23 protein-coding genes are annotated in these 22,727 nt (G+C 63.8%); 12 read left to right on the forward strand and 11 right to left on the reverse strand.

Features of this window, described 5'->3' with window-relative positions:
- Positions 1 to 179: 179 nt before the first annotated feature.
- Positions 180 to 743, forward strand: a complete 564-nt coding sequence (locus SVXhr_RS05420) for an NUDIX domain-containing protein (protein ID WP_275740156.1) — start codon at positions 180 to 182, stop codon at positions 741 to 743.
- 255 nt (positions 744 to 998) lie between these two features.
- On the opposite strand, the gene pyrI is transcribed toward SVXhr_RS05420, so the two are convergent.
- Positions 999 to 1,457 (reverse strand): aspartate carbamoyltransferase regulatory subunit, encoded by a 459-nt coding sequence (gene pyrI / locus SVXhr_RS05425; protein WP_275740158.1) that lies wholly within the window; start codon positions 1,455 to 1,457, stop codon positions 999 to 1,001.
- Complete coding sequence (gene pyrB / locus SVXhr_RS05430) at positions 1,454 to 2,371, reverse strand: aspartate carbamoyltransferase (RefSeq protein ID WP_275740160.1); 918 nt, start codon at positions 2,369 to 2,371, stop codon at positions 1,454 to 1,456. The genes pyrI and pyrB overlap by 4 nt, the downstream gene beginning before the upstream one ends.
- Before the next feature lie 211 nt (positions 2,372 to 2,582).
- Between pyrB and SVXhr_RS05435 the strand changes: the two genes are divergently transcribed.
- Positions 2,583 to 3,212, forward strand: a complete 630-nt coding sequence (locus SVXhr_RS05435) for a transcriptional regulator (protein WP_275740162.1) — start codon at positions 2,583 to 2,585, stop codon at positions 3,210 to 3,212.
- Positions 3,213 to 3,596: 384 nt separating this feature from the next.
- Here the strand turns inward: SVXhr_RS05435 and SVXhr_RS05440 are convergent, their stop codons facing one another.
- From SVXhr_RS05440 to SVXhr_RS05450, 3 genes are all read right to left on the reverse strand, one after another.
- Positions 3,597 to 4,022, reverse strand: coding sequence for a PQQ-binding-like beta-propeller repeat protein (locus tag SVXhr_RS05440; protein ID WP_275740164.1), 426 nt, complete (start codon positions 4,020 to 4,022; stop codon positions 3,597 to 3,599).
- A gap of 319 nt (positions 4,023 to 4,341) precedes the next feature.
- A complete protein-coding gene (locus SVXhr_RS05445; RefSeq protein WP_275740166.1) occupies positions 4,342 to 4,857 on the reverse strand; it encodes an NUDIX hydrolase in 516 nt (171 codons plus the stop codon).
- 77 nt (positions 4,858 to 4,934) lie between these two features.
- A complete protein-coding gene (locus SVXhr_RS05450) occupies positions 4,935 to 5,900 on the reverse strand; it encodes a peptidylprolyl isomerase (RefSeq protein ID WP_275740169.1) in 966 nt (321 codons plus the stop codon).
- Positions 5,901 to 6,011: 111 nt separating this feature from the next.
- Here SVXhr_RS05450 and cyaB point away from each other — a divergent pair, with 111 nt between their 5' ends.
- The 4 genes from cyaB to SVXhr_RS05470 all read left to right on the forward strand — a co-directional run bounded on the left by cyaB (position 6,012) and on the right by SVXhr_RS05470 (position 9,738).
- Positions 6,012 to 6,554 (forward strand): class IV adenylate cyclase, encoded by a 543-nt coding sequence (cyaB, locus tag SVXhr_RS05455; protein WP_275740171.1) that lies wholly within the window; start codon positions 6,012 to 6,014, stop codon positions 6,552 to 6,554.
- A gap of 66 nt (positions 6,555 to 6,620) precedes the next feature.
- On the forward strand, positions 6,621 to 7,823 hold the full coding sequence (locus SVXhr_RS05460) for a methionine adenosyltransferase (protein ID WP_275740173.1): 1,203 nt from the start codon (positions 6,621 to 6,623) through the stop codon (positions 7,821 to 7,823).
- Between the two features lie 91 nt (positions 7,824 to 7,914).
- Positions 7,915 to 9,165 carry a tRNA sulfurtransferase gene (locus SVXhr_RS05465; protein ID WP_275740175.1) on the forward strand — a complete coding sequence of 417 codons (1,251 nt, stop codon included), beginning with the start codon at positions 7,915 to 7,917 and terminating at the stop codon, positions 9,163 to 9,165.
- A gap of 39 nt (positions 9,166 to 9,204) precedes the next feature.
- Entirely contained in the window at positions 9,205 to 9,738 is a 534-nt protein-coding gene (locus SVXhr_RS05470) for a DUF5804 family protein (RefSeq protein WP_275740177.1), read from the forward strand.
- A gap of 28 nt (positions 9,739 to 9,766) precedes the next feature.
- Here SVXhr_RS05470 and SVXhr_RS05475 read toward each other — a convergent pair whose 3' ends face one another.
- The gene (locus SVXhr_RS05475; protein WP_275740179.1) at positions 9,767 to 10,201 is read right to left on the reverse strand and encodes a response regulator; all 435 of its coding nucleotides are present in this window, start codon (positions 10,199 to 10,201) and stop codon (positions 9,767 to 9,769) included.
- Positions 10,202 to 10,271: 70 nt separating this feature from the next.
- Entirely contained in the window at positions 10,272 to 11,180 is a 909-nt protein-coding gene (locus SVXhr_RS05480) for a PLP-dependent cysteine synthase family protein (protein ID WP_275740180.1), read from the reverse strand.
- A gap of 117 nt (positions 11,181 to 11,297) precedes the next feature.
- Between SVXhr_RS05480 and SVXhr_RS05485 the strand changes: the two genes are divergently transcribed.
- Positions 11,298 to 11,672, forward strand: a complete 375-nt coding sequence (locus tag SVXhr_RS05485) for a thioredoxin family protein (RefSeq protein ID WP_275740182.1) — start codon at positions 11,298 to 11,300, stop codon at positions 11,670 to 11,672.
- Between the two features lie 7 nt (positions 11,673 to 11,679).
- Here the strand turns inward: SVXhr_RS05485 and SVXhr_RS05490 are convergent, their stop codons facing one another.
- Positions 11,680 to 13,833 (reverse strand): thioredoxin domain-containing protein, encoded by a 2,154-nt coding sequence (locus SVXhr_RS05490; protein ID WP_275740184.1) that lies wholly within the window; start codon positions 13,831 to 13,833, stop codon positions 11,680 to 11,682.
- Between the two features lie 122 nt (positions 13,834 to 13,955).
- On the opposite strand from SVXhr_RS05490, the gene purD reads away from it, so the two are divergent.
- The 3 genes from purD to SVXhr_RS05505 all read left to right on the forward strand — a co-directional run bounded on the left by purD (position 13,956) and on the right by SVXhr_RS05505 (position 16,511).
- A complete protein-coding gene (gene purD, locus SVXhr_RS05495) occupies positions 13,956 to 15,248 on the forward strand; it encodes a phosphoribosylamine--glycine ligase (protein WP_275740186.1) in 1,293 nt (430 codons plus the stop codon).
- A gap of 149 nt (positions 15,249 to 15,397) precedes the next feature.
- Positions 15,398 to 15,808 carry a DUF302 domain-containing protein gene (locus SVXhr_RS05500; protein ID WP_275740880.1) on the forward strand — a complete coding sequence of 137 codons (411 nt, stop codon included), beginning with the start codon at positions 15,398 to 15,400 and terminating at the stop codon, positions 15,806 to 15,808.
- 121 nt (positions 15,809 to 15,929) lie between these two features.
- On the forward strand, positions 15,930 to 16,511 hold the full coding sequence (locus tag SVXhr_RS05505; RefSeq protein ID WP_275740188.1) for a hypothetical protein: 582 nt from the start codon (positions 15,930 to 15,932) through the stop codon (positions 16,509 to 16,511).
- A gap of 22 nt (positions 16,512 to 16,533) precedes the next feature.
- On the opposite strand, the gene SVXhr_RS05510 is transcribed toward SVXhr_RS05505, so the two are convergent.
- A complete protein-coding gene (locus SVXhr_RS05510; RefSeq protein ID WP_275740190.1) occupies positions 16,534 to 18,396 on the reverse strand; it encodes a PINc/VapC family ATPase in 1,863 nt (620 codons plus the stop codon).
- Between the two features lie 143 nt (positions 18,397 to 18,539).
- Between SVXhr_RS05510 and SVXhr_RS05515 the strand changes: the two genes are divergently transcribed.
- Both SVXhr_RS05515 and SVXhr_RS05520 read left to right on the forward strand, forming a co-directional pair.
- Positions 18,540 to 19,718, forward strand: a complete 1,179-nt coding sequence (locus SVXhr_RS05515; RefSeq protein ID WP_275740192.1) for an AGE family epimerase/isomerase — start codon at positions 18,540 to 18,542, stop codon at positions 19,716 to 19,718.
- 69 nt (positions 19,719 to 19,787) lie between these two features.
- Positions 19,788 to 20,750 (forward strand): carbohydrate kinase, encoded by a 963-nt coding sequence (locus SVXhr_RS05520; protein ID WP_275740194.1) that lies wholly within the window; start codon positions 19,788 to 19,790, stop codon positions 20,748 to 20,750.
- A gap of 31 nt (positions 20,751 to 20,781) precedes the next feature.
- On the opposite strand, the gene SVXhr_RS05525 is transcribed toward SVXhr_RS05520, so the two are convergent.
- Positions 20,782 to 21,960 (reverse strand): Xaa-Pro peptidase family protein, encoded by a 1,179-nt coding sequence (locus SVXhr_RS05525; RefSeq protein WP_275740196.1) that lies wholly within the window; start codon positions 21,958 to 21,960, stop codon positions 20,782 to 20,784.
- Positions 21,961 to 21,991: 31 nt separating this feature from the next.
- Positions 21,992 to 22,597, reverse strand: a complete 606-nt coding sequence (locus tag SVXhr_RS05530; protein ID WP_275740198.1) for a TetR family transcriptional regulator C-terminal domain-containing protein — start codon at positions 22,595 to 22,597, stop codon at positions 21,992 to 21,994.
- Between the last annotated feature and the right edge of the window lie 130 nt (positions 22,598 to 22,727).

Below are 22,727 nucleotides of genomic sequence, written 5' to 3' on the forward strand. Positions count from 1 at the left end.
TGTCCGGCGCCACTGCCTGGCGGTACCGGGGACCGACCGCTCGCGCGAGCGTCTCACGGGTTTGGACTGTCGAACACACTTAAGCCACCGACGGCCGAACACATCCCCATGAACCCCCTCACACATCTCTTCCCCCAACTGGATCATCTGCCAAATCCATCCGACGGCATCCGCAGGCAATGACGGTCGTCGACGATCTCTGGTACCGCGCTGACGTCGCCGAGCAGGAAGCCGAGCAGACGTATCATCGGCTCCTCGAAGACCGAGACGACGTCATGGAGTTCACTCGGACGCGGTACGTTTCTCGCCCCCGTTTCGAGACGATCACCGAGCGGATTCAGGACAACGGCCTGCCGTACGGAGCCCATACCGTAGTCTATCGCGACGACGGCGCGTTGTTGCTCGTCCGTCACGACGCTGTCGGCAAGTGGGTGCTTCCCGGCGGCGAGGTCGGCACTGACGAGACGTTTCGGGAAGCTGCACGGCGCGAACTGACGGAGGAAGCCGGGATCGAGGCTGCGTTCACCGACCTCGCGCTGCTCGGCCGGGTCCAGTTTTACTGTAACGAGTACGAAACCTGGGGCGTGCTTCCGATCTACGAGGGACGAGCCACGGAGACGACACTGACCGTCGAGGATCCCGATGGCGAGATCACCGACGCGGAGTGGTTCACGTCACTGCCCGAGGACACGCGGGATCGCGATGTGCTGGTGCGCTTTCGCGATCACGAGCTAGACGGCTAGGGTACCGAGCCAGCAGGGGTGAACGCTACCCCCAACGTGCTACAGAAGCCAATACGACGACCGCAGGCCTGTTCGTTAGCGCTTTTCCTTCAGGACGTACGCGATGACCACGAGGGTGATCAGGGCGATCAGGAGTTTCTTTTTCGACATCATGTGATATGTCGCCCCGTGCCGATAAAACAGTTCTGGGTCCGGGCTTGCAAGCCGGTTCTTTGCCTGCGCCGCTCGTTCGATCTCCGGAGCGATTCCACTGAATCAATCGATCAACTCGGCGACGTCCTCACGGACGATGGTGTCGCAGTAACAGCACCGCACTCCGTCCTCGAGTACCTCGAAGCGGGTCTCGACAGGCTCGTCTTCCGTTGTAATACACTGTGGATTCGGACACGACAGGACGCCGACGACCTCCTCGGGGCGGGCGACCCGGCGCTTTTCGATGACCTCGAAATCCCGAATGATGTTGATCGTCGCGGCCGGCGCGATCAGCGAAAGGACATCGACTTCGGCCTGGCTTAACTCCCGGTCTTCGACCTTGACGATGTCTTTCTTTCCGAGCCGATCGCTCGGGACGTTCATCACGATGCTGACGGTATCCCCATCGCCGCCCTTGATCCCGAGAATCGAGAGGACGTGCATCGAGGCGCCGCCGTTGACGTGGTCGATGACGGTCCCGCTCCGGATCTTGCTGACGCGAAGCTCCTGGTCGTCGCTCATGCCGAGTCACCCCCGAGGACGAGATCGAGCAGCGCCATCCGCACCGGGACGCCGTTGTGTGCCTGCTGGAAGTACTCCGCATGGCTGGTCGCGTCGACGTCGTGATCGATTTCGTCGACCCGTGGCAGCGGGTGTAACACAGTGAGGTCGTCGCGCGCGTCTTCGAGCGTCGCCGCGTCGATCCGGTACTCGCCGGCGACCTTCCGATACTCGCTTTCCTCCGGGAAGCGCTCCTCCTGAATCCGGGTTACGTACAGCACGTCCAGGCTGTCGAGGACGGTCGACAGTTCCGTGTGCTCCCGGATCGTGGCCCCCTCCTCGTGGAGGTCGTATCGGACGTTCCGTGGCAGTCTGAGACTCTCCGGGCTGATGAAGTGCTGGTTCGCGTCGAAGTTCGTCAACGCGTGGGCCATCGAATGGACGGTTCGCCCGTATTTCAAATCGCCCATGATTCCGATCGAGAGGTCATCGAGGCCGGCGTTCTCCCGGATCGTATAGAGGTCCAGCAGCGTCTGGGTCGGGTGTTGGCCCGCCCCGTCGCCGCCGTTGATCAGCGGCACGTCGACGAATTCGCTGGCCATCTTTGCCGATCCTTCCATCGGGTGGCGCAATACCAGCGCGTCGGCGTATCCCTCGACGACCCGGATCGTATCGGCGAGGCTTTCGCCCTTCTTGACGCTCGAGTACTCGACTGGCCCCATGTCGACGATGTCACCGCCGAGGCGCTTGATCGACGCGCTGAAACTCATTTTCGTCCGCGTACTCGGCTCGAAGAACAACAGCCCGAGCAACGCGCCGGGATGGCGCTGGCGGAACGCGGCCGGATCGTCCGCGATCTCGGCCGCCCGGTCCAGCACCTCCTCGATGTCGGCCCGGGAGAGCTGTTTGGCATTGATAATGTGGTCGTGACGCATTGGTTTCACTCCTGATCCCCGGGCTATTGAATCCCCCGACACACCGGATTGGCTTCGAGCAACGACGACTTGTACAGTCGATTGACCGGCCGATGGCTGTCGAGTCTCCGGGTTCTAACTCTCTCAAACGGCGGTCTAAACCCCCTGCGACCGCCATGGTTCATATATCCGGAATCTTTAATCAGGTGGGGATAATAGGTCCTGTTGATCTATGTCCGACCGGCTCCGGACCGGGATCGACGTACTCGATCGGAAACTCGACGGGGGCATCCCGGCCGGTAGCATCGTCGTGTTGAACGCCACGCCTGCGAGTCAGGCCGAGCTGTTCCTCTATGAGCTGACAGCTACGCGGGGGACGCTGTACCTTTCGCTTGATCGTTCCGAGCAGGCGATCAGCGACAGCTTAGAACAGTCGCCGACCGCAACTGGCCAGCCGACGATCAGACACGTCTCGGGTGAAGCCCCGCTCGACAACGCGGGCAAACTCGTGAGCGCGCTCCCCGAGACGTCGAACCTCATCATCGACCCACTGGATGTCCTCGAAGCACAGGAACCACCGTCTCGATTCCGTTCGTTCATGAACGACCTGCAGAATCACATCTTCAACACTGGCAGCCTCGCCGTCTTGCACTGCTTGAGCGGTCGATCGGTCCCGCCGCTCCGGGACACGACGGAACACTTCGCCGACGTCGTCTTCGACCTCAACACGACCATCTCGAACGACGAGGTCGAAAATCGACTCGCGATCCCGAAGTTCCGCGGCGGCCGCGCGCCGACGAACGTCATCAAGCTCGACCTGGTCGAGGAAGTCAGCATCGACACCAGCCGCGACATCGCGTAGCGACGACCTTTTTTCCGCTCGGGTATCCTCGCGCCGCCGGTGGCGGCACTGCGGGTACCTCTCGCGCAAAAAAAGCTCGGTCAAAAAAGCGAACGCTCCCTCTGGTCGCGTTCGGAGTGTACTATATCTCGCTTGGCTTGCGGTAACACCGCTCGCCCTACCGAGATTCCTCCATGATTTCGCTTCGCTCGCCAAACATTCAGTCGTGGTAACGTATCTATCGACCTGTCCGGTGAATTACTTACTGCCTAGCAAGAATGCCATGCGAGATACAGAGGGTGTATCGGTCACTGGATTTTCGGGAGTTGGTGAAGAGCTAACTCGGTAGCGACAGATGAGTAAGCGACCAATATGATTCTCCGAGACAGGAAGCTCCCGTGTGAGTTAGTCCTTGCCCTCGGTTGTACGTGAAGAGAGTAGATAGCCTGCACCACCGAGGCTGGTCAGCGTGGACACGATGCCAAATCCTGGCCCAGACGTATTTGTTGTCTCCGTTGGTGTCGAAATACCGATAGACTGACCTGCATACCGCCAGTCGCCGTGATGACCCAGCGTCCCGAGCATCGCCCGTGGCCCCTCACTTGACCCCGTAACGCCCGCATCCACCGCGTAGAGATTGTTATCGCGACTCCCGACGAAGACGGTACCGTCCACCACCGTCGGCGATGCGGATACGTCGTCGCCCGTCTCGAAGGCCCATTCTTGCTCGCCGGGCGCGGCCCGCACGCTGCTGGTCGTCGTGAGGGCGAGACAGCCAGCACCTACTGCCACGCCGCTCTGCAGCACGTCACGTCGATGCCAGTTGTCCATGCATCGACAGAACACTCGAATGTGACGAAAACCTTCTGATTTGTAAGGGGAATTGCAGGTAATGTTCCGACGACCGTGTAGATGCAGACGCACCGAACAACTATAACGCGGCCGAATCTCCGCAAAATGACGATCGTGATTGTGTGCTACACTCCCCACGACATCTGGCACGGCTACTGAAACATATCCTTGAATTGTTAGAAACCGGGCGATAAGTTCGAAGAGACAGTGATCCACTCATGGAGGACAGACTTATCGTACGAATCCTCTTTGGAAGATTCAATCGCAGTCTACAGCGGACCCCGAAATCAGCCCCTTGTCACGGCCCGTTCACGCACTCCTCGTAGGCGGATACCATCAAGTCCGGGTTGAAGACGTTCTCGGGCAGGCCCTCGAACCAGCGAATATCGGTGATCTCCTCGTCGTCGACGGACGGATCGCGGTCGATTGTCGGGTCGTCGGCGATGGCCTCGAAGCAAACCAGCGTCCAGCCGACCGTCTCACCAGTCCCTTCGTGCTCAAAGGTGAACTCGTCGACTGCGCGGGGTGCGACGGGCGTTGCCTCGACGCCGGTTTCCTCGCCGATCTCCCTGGCGACTGCCGTTTCGAGTGATTCGCCGGGCTGCCGTGCGCCGCCGGGGGCGAGCCAGCCGTCGGCCCACGGTTCCTCGATCAACAACACGCGACCGGCCGCGTCGAACGTCAAGGCCACCACGACCCAGCCCGCCTGTACTGGCTCCGATTCGCGTGCGTCCGCGAACGCGTCCGCATCGATCTGCTCACGGGTCTCGGTCGTACGGATGTCGTCTCGGTCGCGGGGATCGACGATCGTCATGCAAGAGATACTGAATCGTCAGCGTGAGATCGTGTCGATCTCCAGCCGTTCGGGCGAACCAACCGTGGTCCGTCGGCTTACTCTTCGACGTCGAGCTCTTCGGCCAGTTCGTCGGCGTCGACGTCGGCGTCCTCCAGGGCGTCCTCGAGGTCGCCGCCACCGCCGCCCATGCCGGGCATCATGCCGCCCATGCCGCCCATCATGCCGCCGCCCTCGCCGAGGGTCTCCTGAACGATAACACGATCGACGCCGAGCAGTTCGACGAACTGCTGGGCGATCTGCTGTTTCTGGAACATCCACTGCTGGTTCATCGAGAGCTGCGGCGTGGCCTCGATGTACAGCGTGTCCTTCTCGACTTCAACGGTCTCGGTGACCGGGCCGTCATCCTCGTCGTCCCCTTCCTCCGCAGCTTCTTCGAGGTCGTCGGCCTCCTCGACGATCTCCTCTTCCTCCTCGACGTCGGTCTCGAACCAGACGTCGAGGTCCATGCCGAGCATGGTGTCGAGCAGGCTCGATGCCTGTTCTTCGCGGTCGTCGACCGTGTCGAGGATCTCGTACTCGTACTCGATGTCCTCGCCGGCCAGCGGGTGGTTGAAGTCGACGCGGGCCCGTCCGCCGATGATCGTCTCGACGTAGCCCTGTTCGCCATCGATGGTGACGGCCGCACCGGGATAGCGGTCGTCTTCCTCGATCTTGTTGGCGCTGATGGTCCGAACCTCCTCGTCGTCGTACTCGCCGAACGCGTCGGCAGCCGGGACGACGACGGATCCCTCGTCGCCTACTTCGCTGCCGACGATGTCGTCTTCGACGTCCGGGAAGATGTGGCCCTCGCCGAGGACGACCGTCCGTGGTTCGAACTCCTGGTCCTCGCCAACGCCCTCTTCGTCGGCGACTTCCTGGCTGGTCGTGTCGACCAGGTCGCCCCCGTCGACGGTCCGGGCCGTGTAGGCGACTGTGACGAAGTCCCCGTCCTGGAGGCCGGTCGATTCGGCGTCGTGCTCAGCTTCGGTGTCGGCCTCGTCGGCCGCTGTATCGTCGCTCATACCCCAACCGACAGTCGTTTCGCTCTTAAGGACAACGTTTCCGACTCGTACCCGCGAGACAGTACATGCCGAGTCGAGTCGTTTTTGCCGGATGGAATCCTTCCCGGTGTCATGTACGAGGTCGAACTCAAGGTCCCTGCCGACCACGGGAAAGTCAAGGAGCGACTTCTCGACGCCGAAGCCGATCCCCTCGGCACGATCCGACAGGTCGACACCTACTACAACGCCCCCCACCGGGACTTTGCGGCCACCGACGAGGCGCTCCGTATCCGCCGCGAGCACGCCCACGGCGAGGTGACGGCGAAGATCACTTACAAGGGGCCGAAGGTCGACGGGGCGTCCAAGACTCGCGAAGAACACGAGACGAGTGTCGGCGACGGTGAGACGGCCGACGCCATCTTCCGCGGTCTCGGGTTCGAACCGGCCGCCACCGTCGAGAAACAACGACACCGATACGCCCTCCGAAATTCTACCGTTACACTCGACGACGTGACCGATCTCGGCGAGTTCCTCGAAGTCGAAAGGGCTGTCGAGACGGACGCCGAAATCGAGGCGGCACGCGAGTCGGTAACGTCGTTGCTGTCGGATCTCGGTCTCGATCCTGCGGATAGCATCCGAACGTCGTACCTCGGTCTTCTGCTTGAGAATAACTAGAAGTAATCGTTTGGGGTCCAAAGGTTTCCGTAAGTTATAGACGATGGGGATGCCTACCCTCCACTAATGAGTGAACGGAATATTCGGGTCACGCAGGCACGCGGGCAAGCGGTCGAAGATCAGCGGATCGAAGTCGTCGAACGAAAGGGGATCGGGCATCCCGACTCGATCTGTGACGGTCTCGCCGAGGCCGTTTCCCAGGCACTCGCGGGGGCGTATCTCGACCGCGTCGGGAAAGTACTGCACTACAACACCGACGAGACGCAACTCGTGGCCGGGACATCTGCCCCAGCGTTCGGCGGCGGCGAAGTCATCGAGCCCATCTATCTGCTGCTCGTCGGCCGTGCGACCAAGGAGTACCAGGGAACGCGCATTCCGACGGATACGATCGCGCTCGAAGCCGCCCGCGAGTACCTCGACGAGACGTTCCCACACCTCGATGTCGGCTCGGACGTGATCGTCGATGTCCGGCTGGGCGAGGGCAGCGGCGACTTACAGGAGGTCTTCGGCGAGGACGGCGCAGTCCCGATGGCCAACGACACCTCGTACGGCGTGGGTCACGCCCCACTCACTGAAACAGAGCGGATCGTCCTCAACACCGAACGTCGCATCAACGGCGAGTACACCGACGAGCACCCCGAGATCGGGCAGGACATCAAGGTCATGGGCAAGCGCGAGGGCGACGAGATCGACGTGACTGTCGCCGCCGCGACCGTCGACGCCCACGTCGACAACATCCACGAGTACCGCGACGCCGTCGAGGGTGTCCGGGAGTTCGTCGCCGACCTCGCGACGGAGTACACGGACCGGGACGTCAGGGTCCAGGTCAACACCGCCGACGACTACGAGGAGGGCGCGATCTACCTGACGACGACCGGGACCAGCGCCGAACAGGGCGATGACGGCTCGGTCGGCCGTGGCAACCGTGCGAACGGCCTCATCACGCCGAACCGGCCGATGAGCATGGAGGCGACCAGCGGGAAAAACCCCGTCAACCACATCGGGAAGATCTACAACCTTCTCAGCACGGAGATCGCCGAGTCGGTCGTCGCGGAGGTCGAGGGCATCAGACAGTTGCAGGTCCGGCTGCTCAGCCAGATCGGCTCGCCGATCGACGACCCCCACGTCGCCGACGCCACGATCGTCACCGAGGACGGCGTAGCTGTTAGCGAGGTCGAAGACGATGTGGCGGCGATCATCGACGACGAACTCGAAGACATCACGAGCGTCACCGAGCGCGTCATCGACGGCGAACTCTCGACGTTCTGAGCGCAGGTTTGTCCCGTCAGACGGCTGGCGTCGGCTCACCCTCAACCGTGTCGAAGCCTGTTTATCCCCCCATCGAGTAGCCGGAAGCCAGATGCATCCGCCAGGAGCCGATGTCGTCGTTGTGCGCCACGGCGAAGTCGGCGTCAAGAGCGATCAGGTTCGGATGAAAATGGAGTTTCAACTCCAGGAAAACCTGAACGCCCTGCTCGCGGATCGCGACCTGCCGGGCGACACCGGCTGTGAGCGCAACCGGCTGTACATTCGGACCGAGGAATCCGCCGTCGAGGCCGCGACAGCAGCCGCTGTCGAGGCTCCCGGTGTCGTCTCCGCGAGCCCAGCCGTCTCGGTCGAGCCGACGATGGATGGGATCACTGACGCGCTTGCGGCGGCTGCGCGGGCCTGCCACGACGGCGGTCCATTCGCCGTCCGCGCTCGCCGGGCCGGCAACGCGGACACTCACGACTTCTCCAGTCGCGACCTCGAATCCGAAGGTGGCCAGGCGATCTGGGACGCGATCGCCGAGACGGGCGGGACACCCGAAGTCGACCTCGACGATCCAGCGTTCACTGCCTTTGTCGACTGTAGGCCCGACGAGGCGTTCGTCTTCGTGGAAAAACGGGTTGGTCCGGGTGGCCTGCCGCTGGGGACCCAGAAACCGCTGGTGGCGCTGGTCAGCGGCGGGATCGACTCGCCGGTCGCCGCCTGGCAGGCCATGACTCGCGGCGCACCGATCGTCCCCGTCTACGTCGATCTCGGTGCCTACGGCGGTGTCGACCACCGCGCCCGGGCAGAGGCGACCGTCGGGGCGTTGGCCCGGCGCGCGCCGAACTTCGATCTCCGGCTCAGAGTGGTAGACGGCGGCGCGGCCGTCGAACAACTGGTCGAGGCGACCGACGACACCAGAATGCTATCCCTCCGGCGGTTCATGTACCGGGCCGCCGAGACGGTCGCCCGCGAGCACGACGCTGTCGGGATCGTCTCCGGCGAGGCGATCGGCCAGAAGTCGAGTCAAACGACCGCCAACCTCGCGGCGACCGACGGCGTCACCGACTTGCCGATCCATCGACCCTTGCTCACGATGGACAAGACCGACATCATCGAGGCCGCTCGCGACCTCGGGACCTATGATGACGCGACCGTCCCGGCCGGCTGTAACCGTGTCGCTCCCTCGCGCCCGGAGACGGCAGGAACGCCCGAGTCCGTGGCGTCGGCCGAACCCGAAGGGTTCCTGGCGATGGTTGAGTCCGCCGCTCGTGATCCGGCTGTCGTCGACGTTGTCAGCCAGTCCACCAACTCGTCATCGACCACGCAGTCCGGCGAGCCGTCGGCGGCCGACCGGTGACGAAACCGCTTTGAGTCGCCCCATCGTTGTCCCGAGCGAATGACTCGCGTCTGCCTCCTCGGGAGCGAGGACGTTTCACTCCGGCAGACGTTACTCGGCCACGAGACGGCCCGGGAGGCGCTCGCGACCTACGACCTCGCGGAGCCGTACCACGACGCCATCGAACTCGAGACGGTGAGTCTTGGCGCGGCCGTCGCGCTGTTGAACGATCTCAACTGGTATCTGGTCCGGTACGCCGATGCTGCGCTGGTCCGGGAGCCGAGCGTCAGCGAGAGGGAATGGCTCTCGCGGGAGCTCGCCACGGCGATTCGGGATGGGGATGTCGATCCCGACGCATCCGGACGATATCTCAAAGTGTACGGCGTCGAGGAACCGTCGTCGACCACTGCCAGGACAGCGGCTGAACCCGATGGAAGCGACAGCGGCGACGAACAACAGCCAGACGACCCCTCACCACGACTCGTCGAACCGATGTACGTCACACGGACTGATGGGTCGATTCCGAGGTACGATCTTCGGGATGTCGAGGAAACTGTCGTCGTCCGTGTCTCCGAGCGGGAGTTCTCACGGTGAGACGCGGTGCCCCTTCCGGGAGGGGCCCTCAGTTCGACGTGTATATTTCCGGCTGCCCCGTTCGGCCCTGGGTCGCGGTCGCAATTCGCTCCGCCAGCCGACTGTATTGTCCGCTTTCGGCCCCTTTCAGGAAATAGTCGGTCACGTCTTGGGCCATCGCTGCGCTGGCGACTTCATCGTCCCCCTTCCCAGTGAACAGGATGAACGGAAGTTCGGGATAGTCGTTCCGAACCGACTCCAGCAGCTCCAGGCCGTTCATCTCGGGCATGTCGTAATCGCTGACGATGCAGTCGATCGATCCCGTTTTCAGACGCTCGATGGCCGCACGTGGATTCGTTTCCGCAACTGTCTCGAATCGCTCGTTTGTCTCTTCCAGTAGCGATGCCGTAAGCGTCACAAGATCCGGATCGTCGTCGACACATAGAACGGTGATCTGGCCCATCCCTATCTCGACGAATGTCACATTCCCCCATAAACTCTGGCGCGGATTTACACGGCGAGAAAACGCAGACGGCGACGCGATTATTTGATAGTTAGTCGAACAGACCGGTTGAAAGATATCGTTCGCCACTGTCCCAGAAGACGGTCACGACCAGGGGCGGTTCAGCGGCGTCAGGTTCGGCCCGTTCCGCGGCGACTTCCCGGGCGATGACGCCCATCGCGCCGCTGGACTGGCCGACGAGCAATCCTTCCGCACGGGCAAGGCGTCGACATTCCGCTTCTGCATCCGCGAGTTCGATCGTCCGGACCTCGTCGATCACGTCACGATCCAGGTTGTCGCTGACGAACCCCGGCCCCATGCCCTGGAAGTCGTCCGAGCCCGATTCGCCCGTCGAGAGGACCGCGTTCTCGGCGGGTTCGACGCCGATCACGTCCACATCCGGGAATGCCTCACGAAGCCGCCGGGCCGTCCCGCTGATCGTCCCGCCAGTGCCCACGCCGGCGACGAACGCGTCGATTTCCCGATCACCAACCTGTTCGAGAATTTCGGGCCCCGTCGTCTCGTAATGGGCCTGGGGGTTCGCGGGGTTCTCGAACTGCCGGAGTTGGACCATCCCCTCATCGGCTTCGAGTGCATCAGCCCGATCCCGGGCGTCGGTCATGTCGCCCTCGATCAGTTCCAGATCCGCGCCGTAGGCTTCCATCAGCCGGCGGCGCTCGACGGACATGTCCGCTGGCATGACGATGGTCACGTCGTACCCCTTCGCGGCCGCGACCAGCGAGATGCCGATCCCGGTGTTCCCGCTGGTCGGCTCGACGATCCGGTCTCCTGGAGAGAGGACACCGTCGCGTTCGGCGGCCTCGATCATCCCGAGTGCGGGGCGGTCCTTTGCCGACCCCCCGGGGTTGAACGATTCGACTTTGGCGGCGACGGTCGCCCCCGGTGGCGAGTCGATCTCGACCAGCGGCGAGCCGATCGTCTCGAGAATGCTATCGTCCATTGGGCCCGGATTCGACGCCCGGGAGTAAACACCCGGCGGTCACCGGCAGGTCGTGCCGGTGTCGACACTGGCTCCCCAAGCGGTGCTGTTATTCAGCCTCGACCCCTGGATCGAACAATGATACTCGAAACGATGGAACCCAACCCGGTCTGGAACGCCGACGCCCACGCCGACACGGTCGAGACGCTCGGCGATTTCGCGGACGCGACGTTCAAAATCTGGGGCGCGGACTGGTGTGGCGACTGCCGCTCGCAGCTCCCCGACTTTGCCGCTGCACTGGACGCGGCGGAGATTCCCGATGATCACGTCGAGCACTATCCCGTCGACCGCGACAAACAGGGCGACGGCGTCGATGCATACGGGATCGAGTACATCCCGACTGTTGTCGTCGAGCGCGACGGCGAGGAACTCGCCCGCTTCGTCGAGGCGGAGCGTGAACCGATCGCCGTCTATCTGGCAACTCAGCTCGAATCGGCCGAATCGACCGCCTGAATCGCACTCAGGGCCCACTGTCGAACCACGCCAGGGCGTCCTCGACGTCCTGCAGCGGTTGCGAGCACGTGAACTCCCGGCAGGCGTAGATCGTCGGTCCGCCGTCGGCCGCCCGCCCGGCGAAGATCGGCGGCGCGTCCTCGAGCCCGAACTGGTCTAGCCACTCCGCTAGCCCGGCTTCGGTCGCCGGCCGTCGAGCGAGTACGCGAGCGGGGAGGTACACCTCTCCGACGCGTTCGCGCCATTCTGCCGGGATTTCGTCCGCAGCGATCGTCAGTTCGGTCGAGCCGTGCTGGTCGCGATCACTTCCCAGCACCAGCGACGCGTGCTGGAGCGCGTCAGCGGCGATAGCACTGTGGTGTGTTTCCAGGACCGCACCCGCGACCGCACCGAACCGATCGTGCGGGACAAATTCGTCGAGCGTGACGAGCACGTCGACAGCCACGCCGGCGCTGGAGGGTGTCGAGCGGTCCGTCAGCTCCTGGGGGCGAGCAAGCAGGTCCGTCCCGGCGTCGCTTCCAGCTTCCTCGGTGAAATATAGCGTTCCGGCATCCTCGTCGAAGAATCGCGTCGCTATCTCTTCGGCGAGATCCAGCGCGAACGCGAGCTGATCGGGATCGCCGCTCGCCTGATAGCAGTCGAGTGCGCCCCGAGCGAGGAAGGCGTAATCTTCGAGGTACCCCTCAACGCGGACGTCTCCGTCGATATATCGACGCTTGAGGAGGCCGCTATCCTCGTCCCAGAGCGTCTCCCGGACGAATTCCAGGGCATCGACGGCGCGATCGAGGTGATCCGCTTCGAGCGCGAGCGATCCTTCGGCGAGCGCGGAGATGGCCAGCCCGTTCCACCCCGCGAGGATCTTCTCGTCGCGCGGTGGTCTGGTGCGTTCCGACCGCGCGTCGAACAGCTGCTCGCGTGCTCGCTTAAGTCGGTCCCGGACTTCCTCGGCCTCGAGGTCCGACTGGGCGGCCAGTTCGTCCACGCTCGCGGCGATCGTCAGGACAGTTTGTCCGTCCTCGAAGTTGCCATCTTCGGTGATCCCATAGCGTTCGAGGACGAGCGAGACGTCGGTTTCGTCCGCGACAGCCGCCCGGACCTCCTCGGGTGTCCAGACGTAGAACTTCCCCTCCTCGCCCTCGCTGCGGGCGTCGAGCGTGCTGTAGAACCCGCCTTCGGGATGGCCGAGTTCGCGGTCGAGGAACTCGAAGGTCTCGCGAGCGACGCGGGCGTAGCGCTCGTCGCCGGTCACCCGATAGCCCTCGATGAGCGCTCGCGGGATCTCGGCGTTGTCATAGAGCATCTTCTCGAAGTGCGGCACAGTCCAGGATCGATCGGTCGCGTAGCGATGGAACCCGCCGCCGACGTGATCGTAGAGGCCGCCGTCGACCATCGCGTCCAGACTCTCGGTGAGGACGGCCCGGTATTCGCCGGGGTCAGCGCCGTCGCCGTCAGCACTGCGTTCACTGCCGAATCGGACGTCGGCGCGCAACAACAGCTGCAGGCGGCCGGGCTGGGGGAACTTCGGCCCACCGGAGCCAAAGCCGCCCTGTTCCCGATCGGCGGTGCGGACGGCCGCGTCAGCGCCCGCACGGAGTAGTTCGTCGCTCCGAACGTCGCTGGGATCGGCTGGCGTTGGCGTCCCTTCGAGTTCGCCACTGATGGCATCAGCCCACTGATCGGCCCGCTGTTCGATTCCGTCGCGATCGTTCTCCCAGGTTTCCTTGAGGTCTTCGAGCAGGTCGGCGAATCCGGGACGGCCACCGCGGGAATCCGGCGGGAAGTAGGTGCCGACGTAGAACGGGCGACCATCGGGCGTCAGCCACACCGAGAGGGGCCAGCCGCCCTGCTGGCCGAGTAGCTGGGCCAGCGTCTGGTAGATCCGGTCGACGTCCGGCCGCTCCTCGCGGTCGACCTTGATCGGGACGAAGTTCTCGTTGAGGACGGCTGCCGTCGCCTCGTCCTCGAAACTCTCCTCGGCCATGACGTGACACCAGTGACAGGCGGCGTAGCCGATCGACAGGAAGATGGGCTTGTCCTCGTCCTCGGCGGTCGAGAGTGCTGTCTCGTCCCAGGGTTGCCAGTGAACCGGATTGTCGGCGTGTGCCTGCAGATACGGGCTCCCCTCCGTGGCAAGTCGGTTACGATCGGTCGGATCGGTCATACCGGGGTTGGGAGTCCCGGCGGTAAAACCGTCGTGCAGGCGGCGATATGGACGCCATCTCCGTCCGGCGGGCTGTCCGGCAAAGAGCAACCTTTACACTCCCCTGGCGTGGCGATTCTCCCATGACAGAGACGGTACTACTGGTCGGGGGTGGCGGTCGAGAGCATGCGGTCGCCCGTGCGCTCGCCGACTCGGACTGTTCGCTGTACGCCGCCGCCGGCAACCGCAATCCAGGCATTGCCAGTCTCGCCGACGGGTTCGAGACGCTGGATACCACCAACCCGACGGCAGTCAGGACCTATGCCGAGGAAACCGACGCGACACTTGCGGTCGTCGGCCCGGAGAGTCCGCTCGAAGCGGGCGTCGCCGACGCGCTCGACGACGCCGGCGTCTACGCCTTCGGTCCCCAACAGAACGAAGCGCGCATCGAGACGGACAAGGGCTTCCAGCGCCGGTTCATGGAGCGAAACGACATCCCCGGCCTCCCGGATTTCGAGGAGTTCACCGACAGCGAGGCCGCCTGTGCGTTCATCGACGAGTACGACGGCGACCTCGTCGTCAAGCCCGCCGGACTGACCGGCGGGAAGGGCGTCCGCGTCATCGGCGATCAGGTGACTGCCGCGGAGGCCAAAGAATACATCCGCGAGTCCGATCACGACCGACTCGTCCTCGAAGAGCGACTCGTCGGCGAGGAGTTCACGGTCCAGGCGCTCGTCGCGAACGGCGACGTCCGGGTGACGCCCGCCGTCCAGGATCACAAACGGGCCTACGAGGGCGACGAGGGGCCCAACACCGGCGGCATGGGGAGTTACAGCGACGCCACCCTCGAACTACCGTTCATGGATCGGGCGGACTACATGGAGGCCGTCGACATCCTCGAAGCGACGGTCGACGCGCTGGAGGGGTACAAGGGCGTCCTCTACGGCCAGTTCATGCTCACCGCCGAGGGTGTGAAAGTCGTCGAGTTCAACGCCCGCTTTGGCGATCCCGAAGCGATGAACACCCTGCCCGTGATGGAGACTGACCTGCTCGACGTCCTCGTCGCCGCCCGTGATGGCGAGGCGCTGCCGCAACTCCAGTTCCAGTCGGCAGCCACCGTCTGTAAGTACGCCGTCCCCGACGGCTATCCGGCGGACCCGGAAGCCGGAGCAAAGGTGCAGATCGACCCCGAAAGCGCCGGCGCGGCCACACTGTTCTACGCGAGCGTCGACGAACGCGAGGACGGGATCTACACCACCACCTCACGTTCCTTTGCGGTCGTCGGCGTCGCGGATTCGATCACCGACGCCGAGGCGATCACGACCGAAGCTTTAGAGCGGGCCGGCACCGATGGCCTGCGTGTGCGCTGGGACATTGGCAAAGCCGACCTTGTGCAGTCCCGGATCGATCACATGGCCGAATTGCACGGGGAGTAGCACGTCGCACGCGCTGGGGGTTGGCTTACTCGACTGTCCGCTGTGGTTTGGCGGTCCGTCTGTTCTATAGTCTTGTTTGATGTCCCCACTAACGGGCAACAGTTGTCACGAGGGGTGGTATTACCATGTCGGACGCCGTTGGCTGGAGTATGGCAACGTATACGAACCGCTATCGCGTCGACGCATCGTTCGAAGAGACGATCGAAGCCGTGACGGCGGCGCTGGGTGACGAAGGATTTGGTGTCCTTGCGGACATTGACATCCAGGGAGCCTTCCGGACAAAACTCGACGAGGAGTTCGGGCAGTATCGGATTCTGGGGGCGTGCAACCCCGCATTGGCGTACGACGCGCTTGGCGAGGAGTTCGAACTCGGCGCGCTGTTGCCCTGCAACGTCGTCGTGTACGATGACGGCGACGCCACGGGCGTCAGTGTCGTCGATCCGACCCAGCTGTTCTCCGTCGTCGACAACGACGACCTCGAACCACTCGTCGCCGATGTCGCCAGCCGACTCGAAACGGCGCTTGCGGCGGTTCCCGATGCCGAACCCATCGAGGAGTGAGGTAACGACCTGTCACCACGACCACGTCTCGAACCCTCTCCCTGGGAATCGAGCGTCGATAGAGCAGCCAGTGCTGCCTTCTATCCCAAAGGATTTCACCACGCTGGGCGGAACAGTACGTATGAATCAACAACAGACAGACGCCCTGGTTGACCTCGTTTATGGGGCGTTGATCTTCGTCTCGGTTGTGCTGATTGTCGTCGTTGACAACGATGTGGGGATCGCGTTCGGCATCGGCGTGCTGGTATCGTACTTCGTTCACGTCGCCTGGAAGATGTCACAGTACGATCCGGAGTGGATGGTTTCGGCCGTCGAACAGACCGTCGAAGAAACGGTCGACGAGACGGTCGAAAAGCAAGTGGGTGATACCGTCGAGTCCACCGTCAAGGAAACGGTCGACCAGCAAGTCGGCGAGACTGTCGAGGAAACGATCGGCGAAACGGTCGGCGAGTCAGTCAACGAGACCGTCGAGGAGACCGTCGAAGAAACCGTCGGTGAAACCGTCGAAGAGACAGTCGAAGCGGCAGTCGACGAGTCGGTCGAAGAGACGGTTGGCAAGACAGTCGAGGAGAAAGTCGAGGAAACGGTCGAGAAAACGGTCGAGGAGAAAGTCGAGGAAACGGTCGAGGAGAAGGTCGACGAATCCGTCGTGGACACGGACGAAGACGACTCGGCCGACGGCTCGGATTCAAACGACAACTGAGCGAACGACCGGTATCGACCGTTTACGAGGGCGACACGACGATTTGTTGCCCTCGGTCGATCGCCAGTTCGAGTTCTTCGGCGATCGCACTCCCCCGGGAGACCTGAATCTCGCCGCCCCGACTCACGGTCGCGGTGAAGAGGTACTCGCCGTCGGCCTGGACCTCGACGGTCTCACCGGCGTGACCATCGGCCGGAACGATGACGTGCCGTGAGGTGATCTCCGGCGTGACTGCGACGCCCGCCGAGCTACTGCTCGAACCGCCCCCGGAGTTTCCGGATGTCGATCCGCGACGCTTCCCGCCCGGTCGTTCGTCGAACGTCCGCACGTCGATGTCGATCCCGAGGCGGTTCTCCACGTCGCTGATCCGGCCGCCACCCTTGCCGATGACCTGGGAGATGTCCCGATCCTCGACCCAGACGATCGCGCGGTCGCGGCCGCGAACCTCGACTTCGACGTGGCCGTCGGCGATCGACCGGATCTCGCGTTCGACCTCCTGGCGGGCGATCCGATCGACGCCGCTCTCGCTCTCCTCGCTTTCGCCGATCGGCACCGTCACGACCTGGCGGTTGAAGGTGTAGATCTCGTACTCGGGCCTTCCGGTCTCGAAGTCCTCGATGACGATCACCGGCCGTGCGAGGTCCTCCTCCATCAGTCCCTCGGGAACCTTGACCTCAGTGGTGACGTCGTAGACGGTGTCGATCTCGCCGGCCTCGATGTAGACGACGGTGTCGACGACCTGGGGGATCATGCCCAACTCGACGCGCCCGACCAGCCGCTGGAGCGCGTCGATGGCCCGCGTCGCGTGGACGACGCCGATCATGCCGACGCCGGCCAGGCGCATGTCCGCGAACACCTCGAAGTCGTCGGTCTTGCGGACCTCGTCGTAGATGGTGTAGTCCGGTCGGACCATCAGCAACGAGTCCGCGGTCCGCTCCATCGAGCCCGCGAGTTCGGTGTACTGGGTGACTTCCGGGCCGACCTGAAGGTCCCGGGGTTTCTCCATGGTCTTGACCGAGTAGTCGGCGTCGGTCAGGAACTCGGCGACTGCCTGAGCGAAGGTGGACTTGCCGGCCCCCGGCGCGCCCGAGATGAGGACGCCGCGCTGGCGTTCGACCAGCCGATCCCGGAGCTCGTCGGCGTATTCGTAATCCTCGAGGTCCGTCTTGACGATCGGCCGGACGGCCGTGATCTCCAGGCCGTCGGCAAACGGCGGGCGGGCGATCGCGATCCGGTATTCGCGGAACTGGACGATACGCATTCCGGGTTCGTCGATCTCGATGAACCCGTCGGGAGAGGCACGAGCACTCTCCTCGATGTCGTGGGCGAACTCCTTGAGCTGTTCCTCGGTCGAGACGTCCTCCCGGATCCGCTCGTAGTGCATGTCGCCGATCGCCCCGCGTTTGGCCATCGGCGCGACACCGACCTTCAGATGGACGCTCATCGTCGTCTCGTCGAAGAACTGTTCGATTTCGAGTGATTCGACGTCTCTGCCGACCGGTTCGATAAAGACGACGTCGAGTCCCTTCGCTTGAGCGACCTCGCTCTGGACGACGTCACTGGTGACCAATGTCGCGCCCCGATCGTCGGCCAGATCGCGGATCAACGCGTCGACGTCGCCCTCCTCGGCGGCTCGTCGCTCGCTGGTTTCGGGACGCCGGCCGATGTATTCGACGTCGATTTCGCCGTCGTCGGCCAGATCGGCCAGTCGCTGGAGTTCCGCCAATCCGTCCCAGCCGGTTTGTCTCCCCTCGTTGGCCTGGGCTTCGAGCTCGCCCACGACAGCCTCGGGGACCGCGACCGTCGCGTCGGCGAATTCGCCATCGCTGATGCGATCGGACACACGCCCGTCGATAATGACGCTCGTGTCCGGTACAATGTTCATACCCGTTGGTGGGGCCGCGCCGGTGATAAACGCCAGCATCCCGGCGCGGGAGGGGTCAGGCCGGCAGTCAACGCTCCTCCTTCTCGTCCGCACTTGCTCGTCCCGTCGAAGCCTATTTGCTTTCCTCGTCCGACCCTCTCAGTATGGCCGATCAGTACCGGCGGGCCGATTGGCTCGTCGATCGCCTTCGGGACGTTCTCACGTTCTACTATCCGACCGGGATCGACGAGGAGAAGGGTGGATACATCGTCCAACTCGACGAGGAGACCGGGGAGATCTACGACGCGGAGTCGAAACACCTGGTCGCCACGACGCGCTACGTCGTGAACTGCTGTCTCGGCGCTCGGTTCGAGGACCAACAGCCGTGGCTCGATGCCGCCGAGCACGGCGTCGAATTCCTTCGGGAGGGGCACTACGATCCCGAGACCGGCGGTTACGACTGGCTGCTCGAAGGGGCCGAAACTGTTGATCGAAAGCGCGTCTGCTACGGGCACGCGTTCGTCCTGCTCGCGTATGCTCGGGCGCATGAGGCCGGCATCGATGGGGCCCGCGAGGGGATCGAAGCGACGTACGATCTGCTGATGGAGCACTTCTGGGAACCAGCCCATCACCTCTGTCAGAGTGAGTTCGACGGCGACTTCGCCGAGGCGTCGGAGTACCGTGGACAGAACGCTAACATGCATACCTGCGAGGCGATGCTCGCCGCCCACGAGGCGACCGGCGAGGCTCGGTATCTCGACCGCGCTCGTGAGATCGCCCATGCACTCACCGTCGACCTGGCTGGCGAACACGACGGTCGTCTGTGGGAACACTACACCGAATCGTGGGACCACGACATGGAATACAACCGCGAGAAGCCGAAGGATCTCTTCCGTCCGTGGGGCTACCAGCCTGGCCATCACATCGAGTGGGCGAAACTGCTGGCGATTCTCGACCGCGACGCCGAGGTCGAGTGGGCGATCGACCGCGCCGAGGAACTGTTCGAGATGGCCATCGAGCACGGCTGGGACGACGAGTTCGGCGGGTTCTACTATACGTTCGATCGTGATGGCCAGCCGATCGTCGAGGACAAATACGGCTGGCCGGTCGCCGAGGGCATCGGTGCGGCCGCGGCGCTGTCCGAGCGGACCGGCGACGACGCCTATCTGGACTGGTACGACCGGTTCTGGGAGTACGCCCAGACCCACCTGACCGCGCCCGGCGGAAACTTCTACACCAAGCTGACGCGGGCAAACGAGCCGATCGACACCGACGAGGGCCCCGCCGTCGAGCCAGGGTATCACCCGATCGGAGCCTGTTTCGAGGGACTCCGGTCGCTGTGAGCTCGGGTTGCATCCGTCCCTCGCTCTCGAAGGCAAGGAACGATAGGCCGTCGTGACGAATCGCTCGATATGACCGATCCAGACGTGCTGATCGCGGGCGAGACACTCATCGACCTGTTCCCGACCACCCCCGGCCCGCTCGCCGACGCCGAGACGTTCGAACGCCGGGCCGGCGGCGCACCGGCGAACCTCGCGGTCGCGATGACCCGCCTCGGAACGGCCCCGTATCTCTGGACGCGACTCGGGGCCGATCCGTTCGGCGAGCATCTCGCTGACGTCCTCGAAACCCAGGGCGTGCCCGACCGCTTTGTCGAGGTCGACGCCGACCGGAAGACCGCCCACACGCTCGTCGGCGACGATCCGGCGGCCGACCAGTCGTTCGTCTTCTACAAGGAGGCGACTGCGACGATGGCGATGGAGCCCGGAACCGTCCCTGACGAGACGCTCGCGAACCTGGAGTGGGTCCACTTCGGTGGCGTCATGCTCTGTGAAGCGCCGGTTCGAACCGCGATGCTCGATCTCGCCGAGCGCGCACAGGCTCAGGACTGCACGGTCTCGTTCGATCCCAACACCCGCGAGGACCTCTGGCCCGATCCCGCCGACCTCGAACCGACGATGCGGCGGGCGCTCGAACTCGCCGACGTCGTCAAGACCGATCGCGAGGATCTTTCGATCCTGCTGGAGACGATCGACCAGGATATCGCGTCAGTCGCCGAGGAACTGCTCGCGTCCGGCCCGCACACGGTGTTTCTCACCCGCGGCGCTGACGGAACGTACGGGATGGCGACCGCAGACGCTCCGTGGGGGCCGGCCGAGACCGATCAGCCGACTTTCGATGTCGACGCCGTCGATACGACAGGGGCCGGTGACGCGTTCACGGCGGGGACGATCACGGCCTTGCTGGCGGGGCGATCGCTTCCGGACGCAGTCACGTTTGGCAACGCCGTCGGCGCACTGGCGACGACTGAGACGGGGGCGATGGAACCGCTACCGGACCGTGAGGCCGTGGAACGATTGATCGCCGCACAATAACAGTCGATTCGGTGGCCCGGCTGTCGTCGTGTTACTCCCCGGTGAGTGCCACCGGGTACTCGGTCAGGTTCTCCGCACCGTCGTCGGTCACGACCAGGAAGTCTTCGATCCGAACGCCGCCGACGTCGGGATCGTAGAGCCCGGGCTCGATCGTGATCACGTGGCCGGGTTCGAGTTCGCCCCCGCGCTGGCTCACGCTCGGCTGCTCGTGGACCGCCAGCCCGACGCCGTGACCCGTCGAATGGATGAATCCCGTCTCGGCGCTCCCGTCGCTCCGGAGCGTCGGCAGGCCGGCGTCCTCGTAGACGTCACAGACGACGTCGTGAACTTCGGCTCCGGTGACACCTGGTTCGACTGCATCGATGGCCGCCTTTCGAGCCTGATCGGTCAGTTCGAACCATTCTTGAACTGTCTCAGATGGCTCACCGACCAGGAACGTCCGTGTCATGTCGGCGTGGTACTTCGAGTCCTTGTCCTGGGGGAAGATGTCGACGATGATAGGCTCGTCGGCCACGAGCGGGCCGCTTCCGCGATCGTGGGGATCGGCGGCGTCCGCGCCACAGGCGACGATCGTCTCGTCGAGCGCACACCCGTTCCGGAGCAGCGTCACTTCGATCTCCTCGCGGACGCGCTCGCTGGTCAACACTTCGCCCTCGGCGAGCAGTCGACCCTCGTCGTCGACAGCGGCTCCCCTGATGAGGTCTTCGGCGGCGGCCATCGCGGCCTCGTTGGCCCGCTGGGCGGATCGGACGTGGTCGACTTCCTCGTCGGTCTTTATAGCCCTGGCTTGCTCGATGGCGTCGTCGTGATCGACCGTGACCTCGATGCCCTGCTCGCGCAACGCGTCTGCCGTTCCCGTCGGGAAGCGTGGCGGGACGGCGACGCTCTCGACGCCGTGCTCGCGGAGGAACGCGGCTCGAACACGGCCAGCGGCCTCGCGACGGTCGTGCCGTTCCCGAAGTCGATCGTAGTCGTAGTCGACGAACCGCTCGACGGTGTCGGCACGCGCCTCCCGCTTTGCACGGCCGAACTCCAGGCTCCGGACGAACAAGAGATGGGTGCCGTCCGCGTACAGGGTCACGAACGGGTCGGGGGCGTCGAACCCGGAGAGGTACTGCTGGTTCGGGTCAGTGCTGTCAGCGTCGAGGAGATAGCCATCGGCGTCTACCGCTTCGAGTCGGGCGTCGACGGCGGAGAGATCCGGTTCCATGCTGTCGGTTCTGGCCGCCGAAGCCAAAGGGTTACCGACCCGCTGGCAGGAGCCGTTCCTCGATGTAAGCATCGACCTCCGATCGCATCGTTGAGAGGTCGAGATCGGACGTCACCTGCTCAGCCATTGCGCCGGACAACACCGTGTGCAGCATCGTCGCCGCCTGTTCCGGGTCGACCTCACGGAAGGTGCCTGCCTCGATGCCGTCGCGGATGATGTCGGCGAGCCGATCCCGGAAGAATCGATCGTGTTGGGTGAAGTGGTCACGGTACTCCTCGTCGGTCGTGGCCTGAGCACGCATCCAGGCCATCGCCTGCTGGAACGCTGCCTCCTCCGGGGTTTCGCTTCCAGAGAGCGTCCGATCGAATATGGTCCGAAGTCGCTCATCAGCGTCGGCAGTTTCGTCGGTGCCCAGGCTCGTTTCGGCATCTTCGAGCAGATACGATAGGAAGTCAAGTAGCAGGTCGTCTTTGCCCTCGTAGTGGTGATACACCAGTGACGTGCTTTTCGGGAAATGCTGACCGATTCGCTCGATGGTCAGATCCGCATACCCGTGTTCGCACAACGCCGCATACGTCGCTTTCAGGATCTCGATGCGCGTCTCGTCCGGATCGTCCGGAAACAGTCTCGCTGTCATCCTTGGTGGTGGTCTGTGTGCCGTGTCGATTAGTCTCCCGGTTTGCATCGCCTCTCAGTTTCGGTTCCCCTCACATGGCACCGCACTCTCGAACTCGAGCTGATGCGCACTGAGAGACGTGCATCGCCTG

It is taken from the genome of Halorhabdus sp. SVX81, from assembly GCF_029207715.1.
In the GTDB taxonomy this organism is placed as follows: Archaea; Halobacteriota; Halobacteria; order Halobacteriales; family Haloarculaceae; genus Halorhabdus.

Coding starts and splice junctions, on each gene's coding strand:
- SVXhr_RS05500 (WP_275740880.1), top strand. CDS start 15,398: ATGGCAACGTATACGAACCGCTATCGCGTCGACGCATCGTTCGAAGAG.
- SVXhr_RS05530 (WP_275740198.1), bottom strand. CDS start 22,597: ATGACAGCGAGACTGTTTCCGGACGATCCGGACGAGACGCGCATCGAG.
- SVXhr_RS05435 (WP_275740162.1), top strand. CDS start 2,583: ATGTCCGACCGGCTCCGGACCGGGATCGACGTACTCGATCGGAAACTC.
- SVXhr_RS05440 (WP_275740164.1), bottom strand. CDS start 4,022: ATGGACAACTGGCATCGACGTGACGTGCTGCAGAGCGGCGTGGCAGTA.
- SVXhr_RS05525 (WP_275740196.1), bottom strand. CDS start 21,960: ATGGAACCGGATCTCTCCGCCGTCGACGCCCGACTCGAAGCGGTAGAC.
- SVXhr_RS05515 (WP_275740192.1), top strand. CDS start 18,540: ATGGCCGATCAGTACCGGCGGGCCGATTGGCTCGTCGATCGCCTTCGG.
- SVXhr_RS05505 (WP_275740188.1), top strand. CDS start 15,930: ATGAATCAACAACAGACAGACGCCCTGGTTGACCTCGTTTATGGGGCG.
- SVXhr_RS05450 (WP_275740169.1), bottom strand. CDS start 5,900: ATGAGCGACGATACAGCGGCCGACGAGGCCGACACCGAAGCTGAGCAC.
- SVXhr_RS05510 (WP_275740190.1), bottom strand. CDS start 18,396: ATGAACATTGTACCGGACACGAGCGTCATTATCGACGGGCGTGTGTCC.
- SVXhr_RS05445 (WP_275740166.1), bottom strand. CDS start 4,857: ATGACGATCGTCGATCCCCGCGACCGAGACGACATCCGTACGACCGAG.
- cyaB (WP_275740171.1), top strand. CDS start 6,012: ATGTACGAGGTCGAACTCAAGGTCCCTGCCGACCACGGGAAAGTCAAG.
- SVXhr_RS05460 (WP_275740173.1), top strand. CDS start 6,621: ATGAGTGAACGGAATATTCGGGTCACGCAGGCACGCGGGCAAGCGGTC.
- pyrI (WP_275740158.1), bottom strand. CDS start 1,457: ATGAGCGACGACCAGGAGCTTCGCGTCAGCAAGATCCGGAGCGGGACC.
- SVXhr_RS05490 (WP_275740184.1), bottom strand. CDS start 13,833: ATGACCGATCCGACCGATCGTAACCGACTTGCCACGGAGGGGAGCCCG.
- SVXhr_RS05520 (WP_275740194.1), top strand. CDS start 19,788: ATGACCGATCCAGACGTGCTGATCGCGGGCGAGACACTCATCGACCTG.
- SVXhr_RS05470 (WP_275740177.1), top strand. CDS start 9,205: ATGACTCGCGTCTGCCTCCTCGGGAGCGAGGACGTTTCACTCCGGCAG.
- SVXhr_RS05485 (WP_275740182.1), top strand. CDS start 11,298: ATGATACTCGAAACGATGGAACCCAACCCGGTCTGGAACGCCGACGCC.
- SVXhr_RS05420 (WP_275740156.1), top strand. CDS start 180: ATGACGGTCGTCGACGATCTCTGGTACCGCGCTGACGTCGCCGAGCAG.
- SVXhr_RS05465 (WP_275740175.1), top strand. CDS start 7,915: ATGCATCCGCCAGGAGCCGATGTCGTCGTTGTGCGCCACGGCGAAGTC.
- pyrB (WP_275740160.1), bottom strand. CDS start 2,371: ATGCGTCACGACCACATTATCAATGCCAAACAGCTCTCCCGGGCCGAC.
- purD (WP_275740186.1), top strand. CDS start 13,956: ATGACAGAGACGGTACTACTGGTCGGGGGTGGCGGTCGAGAGCATGCG.
- SVXhr_RS05480 (WP_275740180.1), bottom strand. CDS start 11,180: ATGGACGATAGCATTCTCGAGACGATCGGCTCGCCGCTGGTCGAGATC.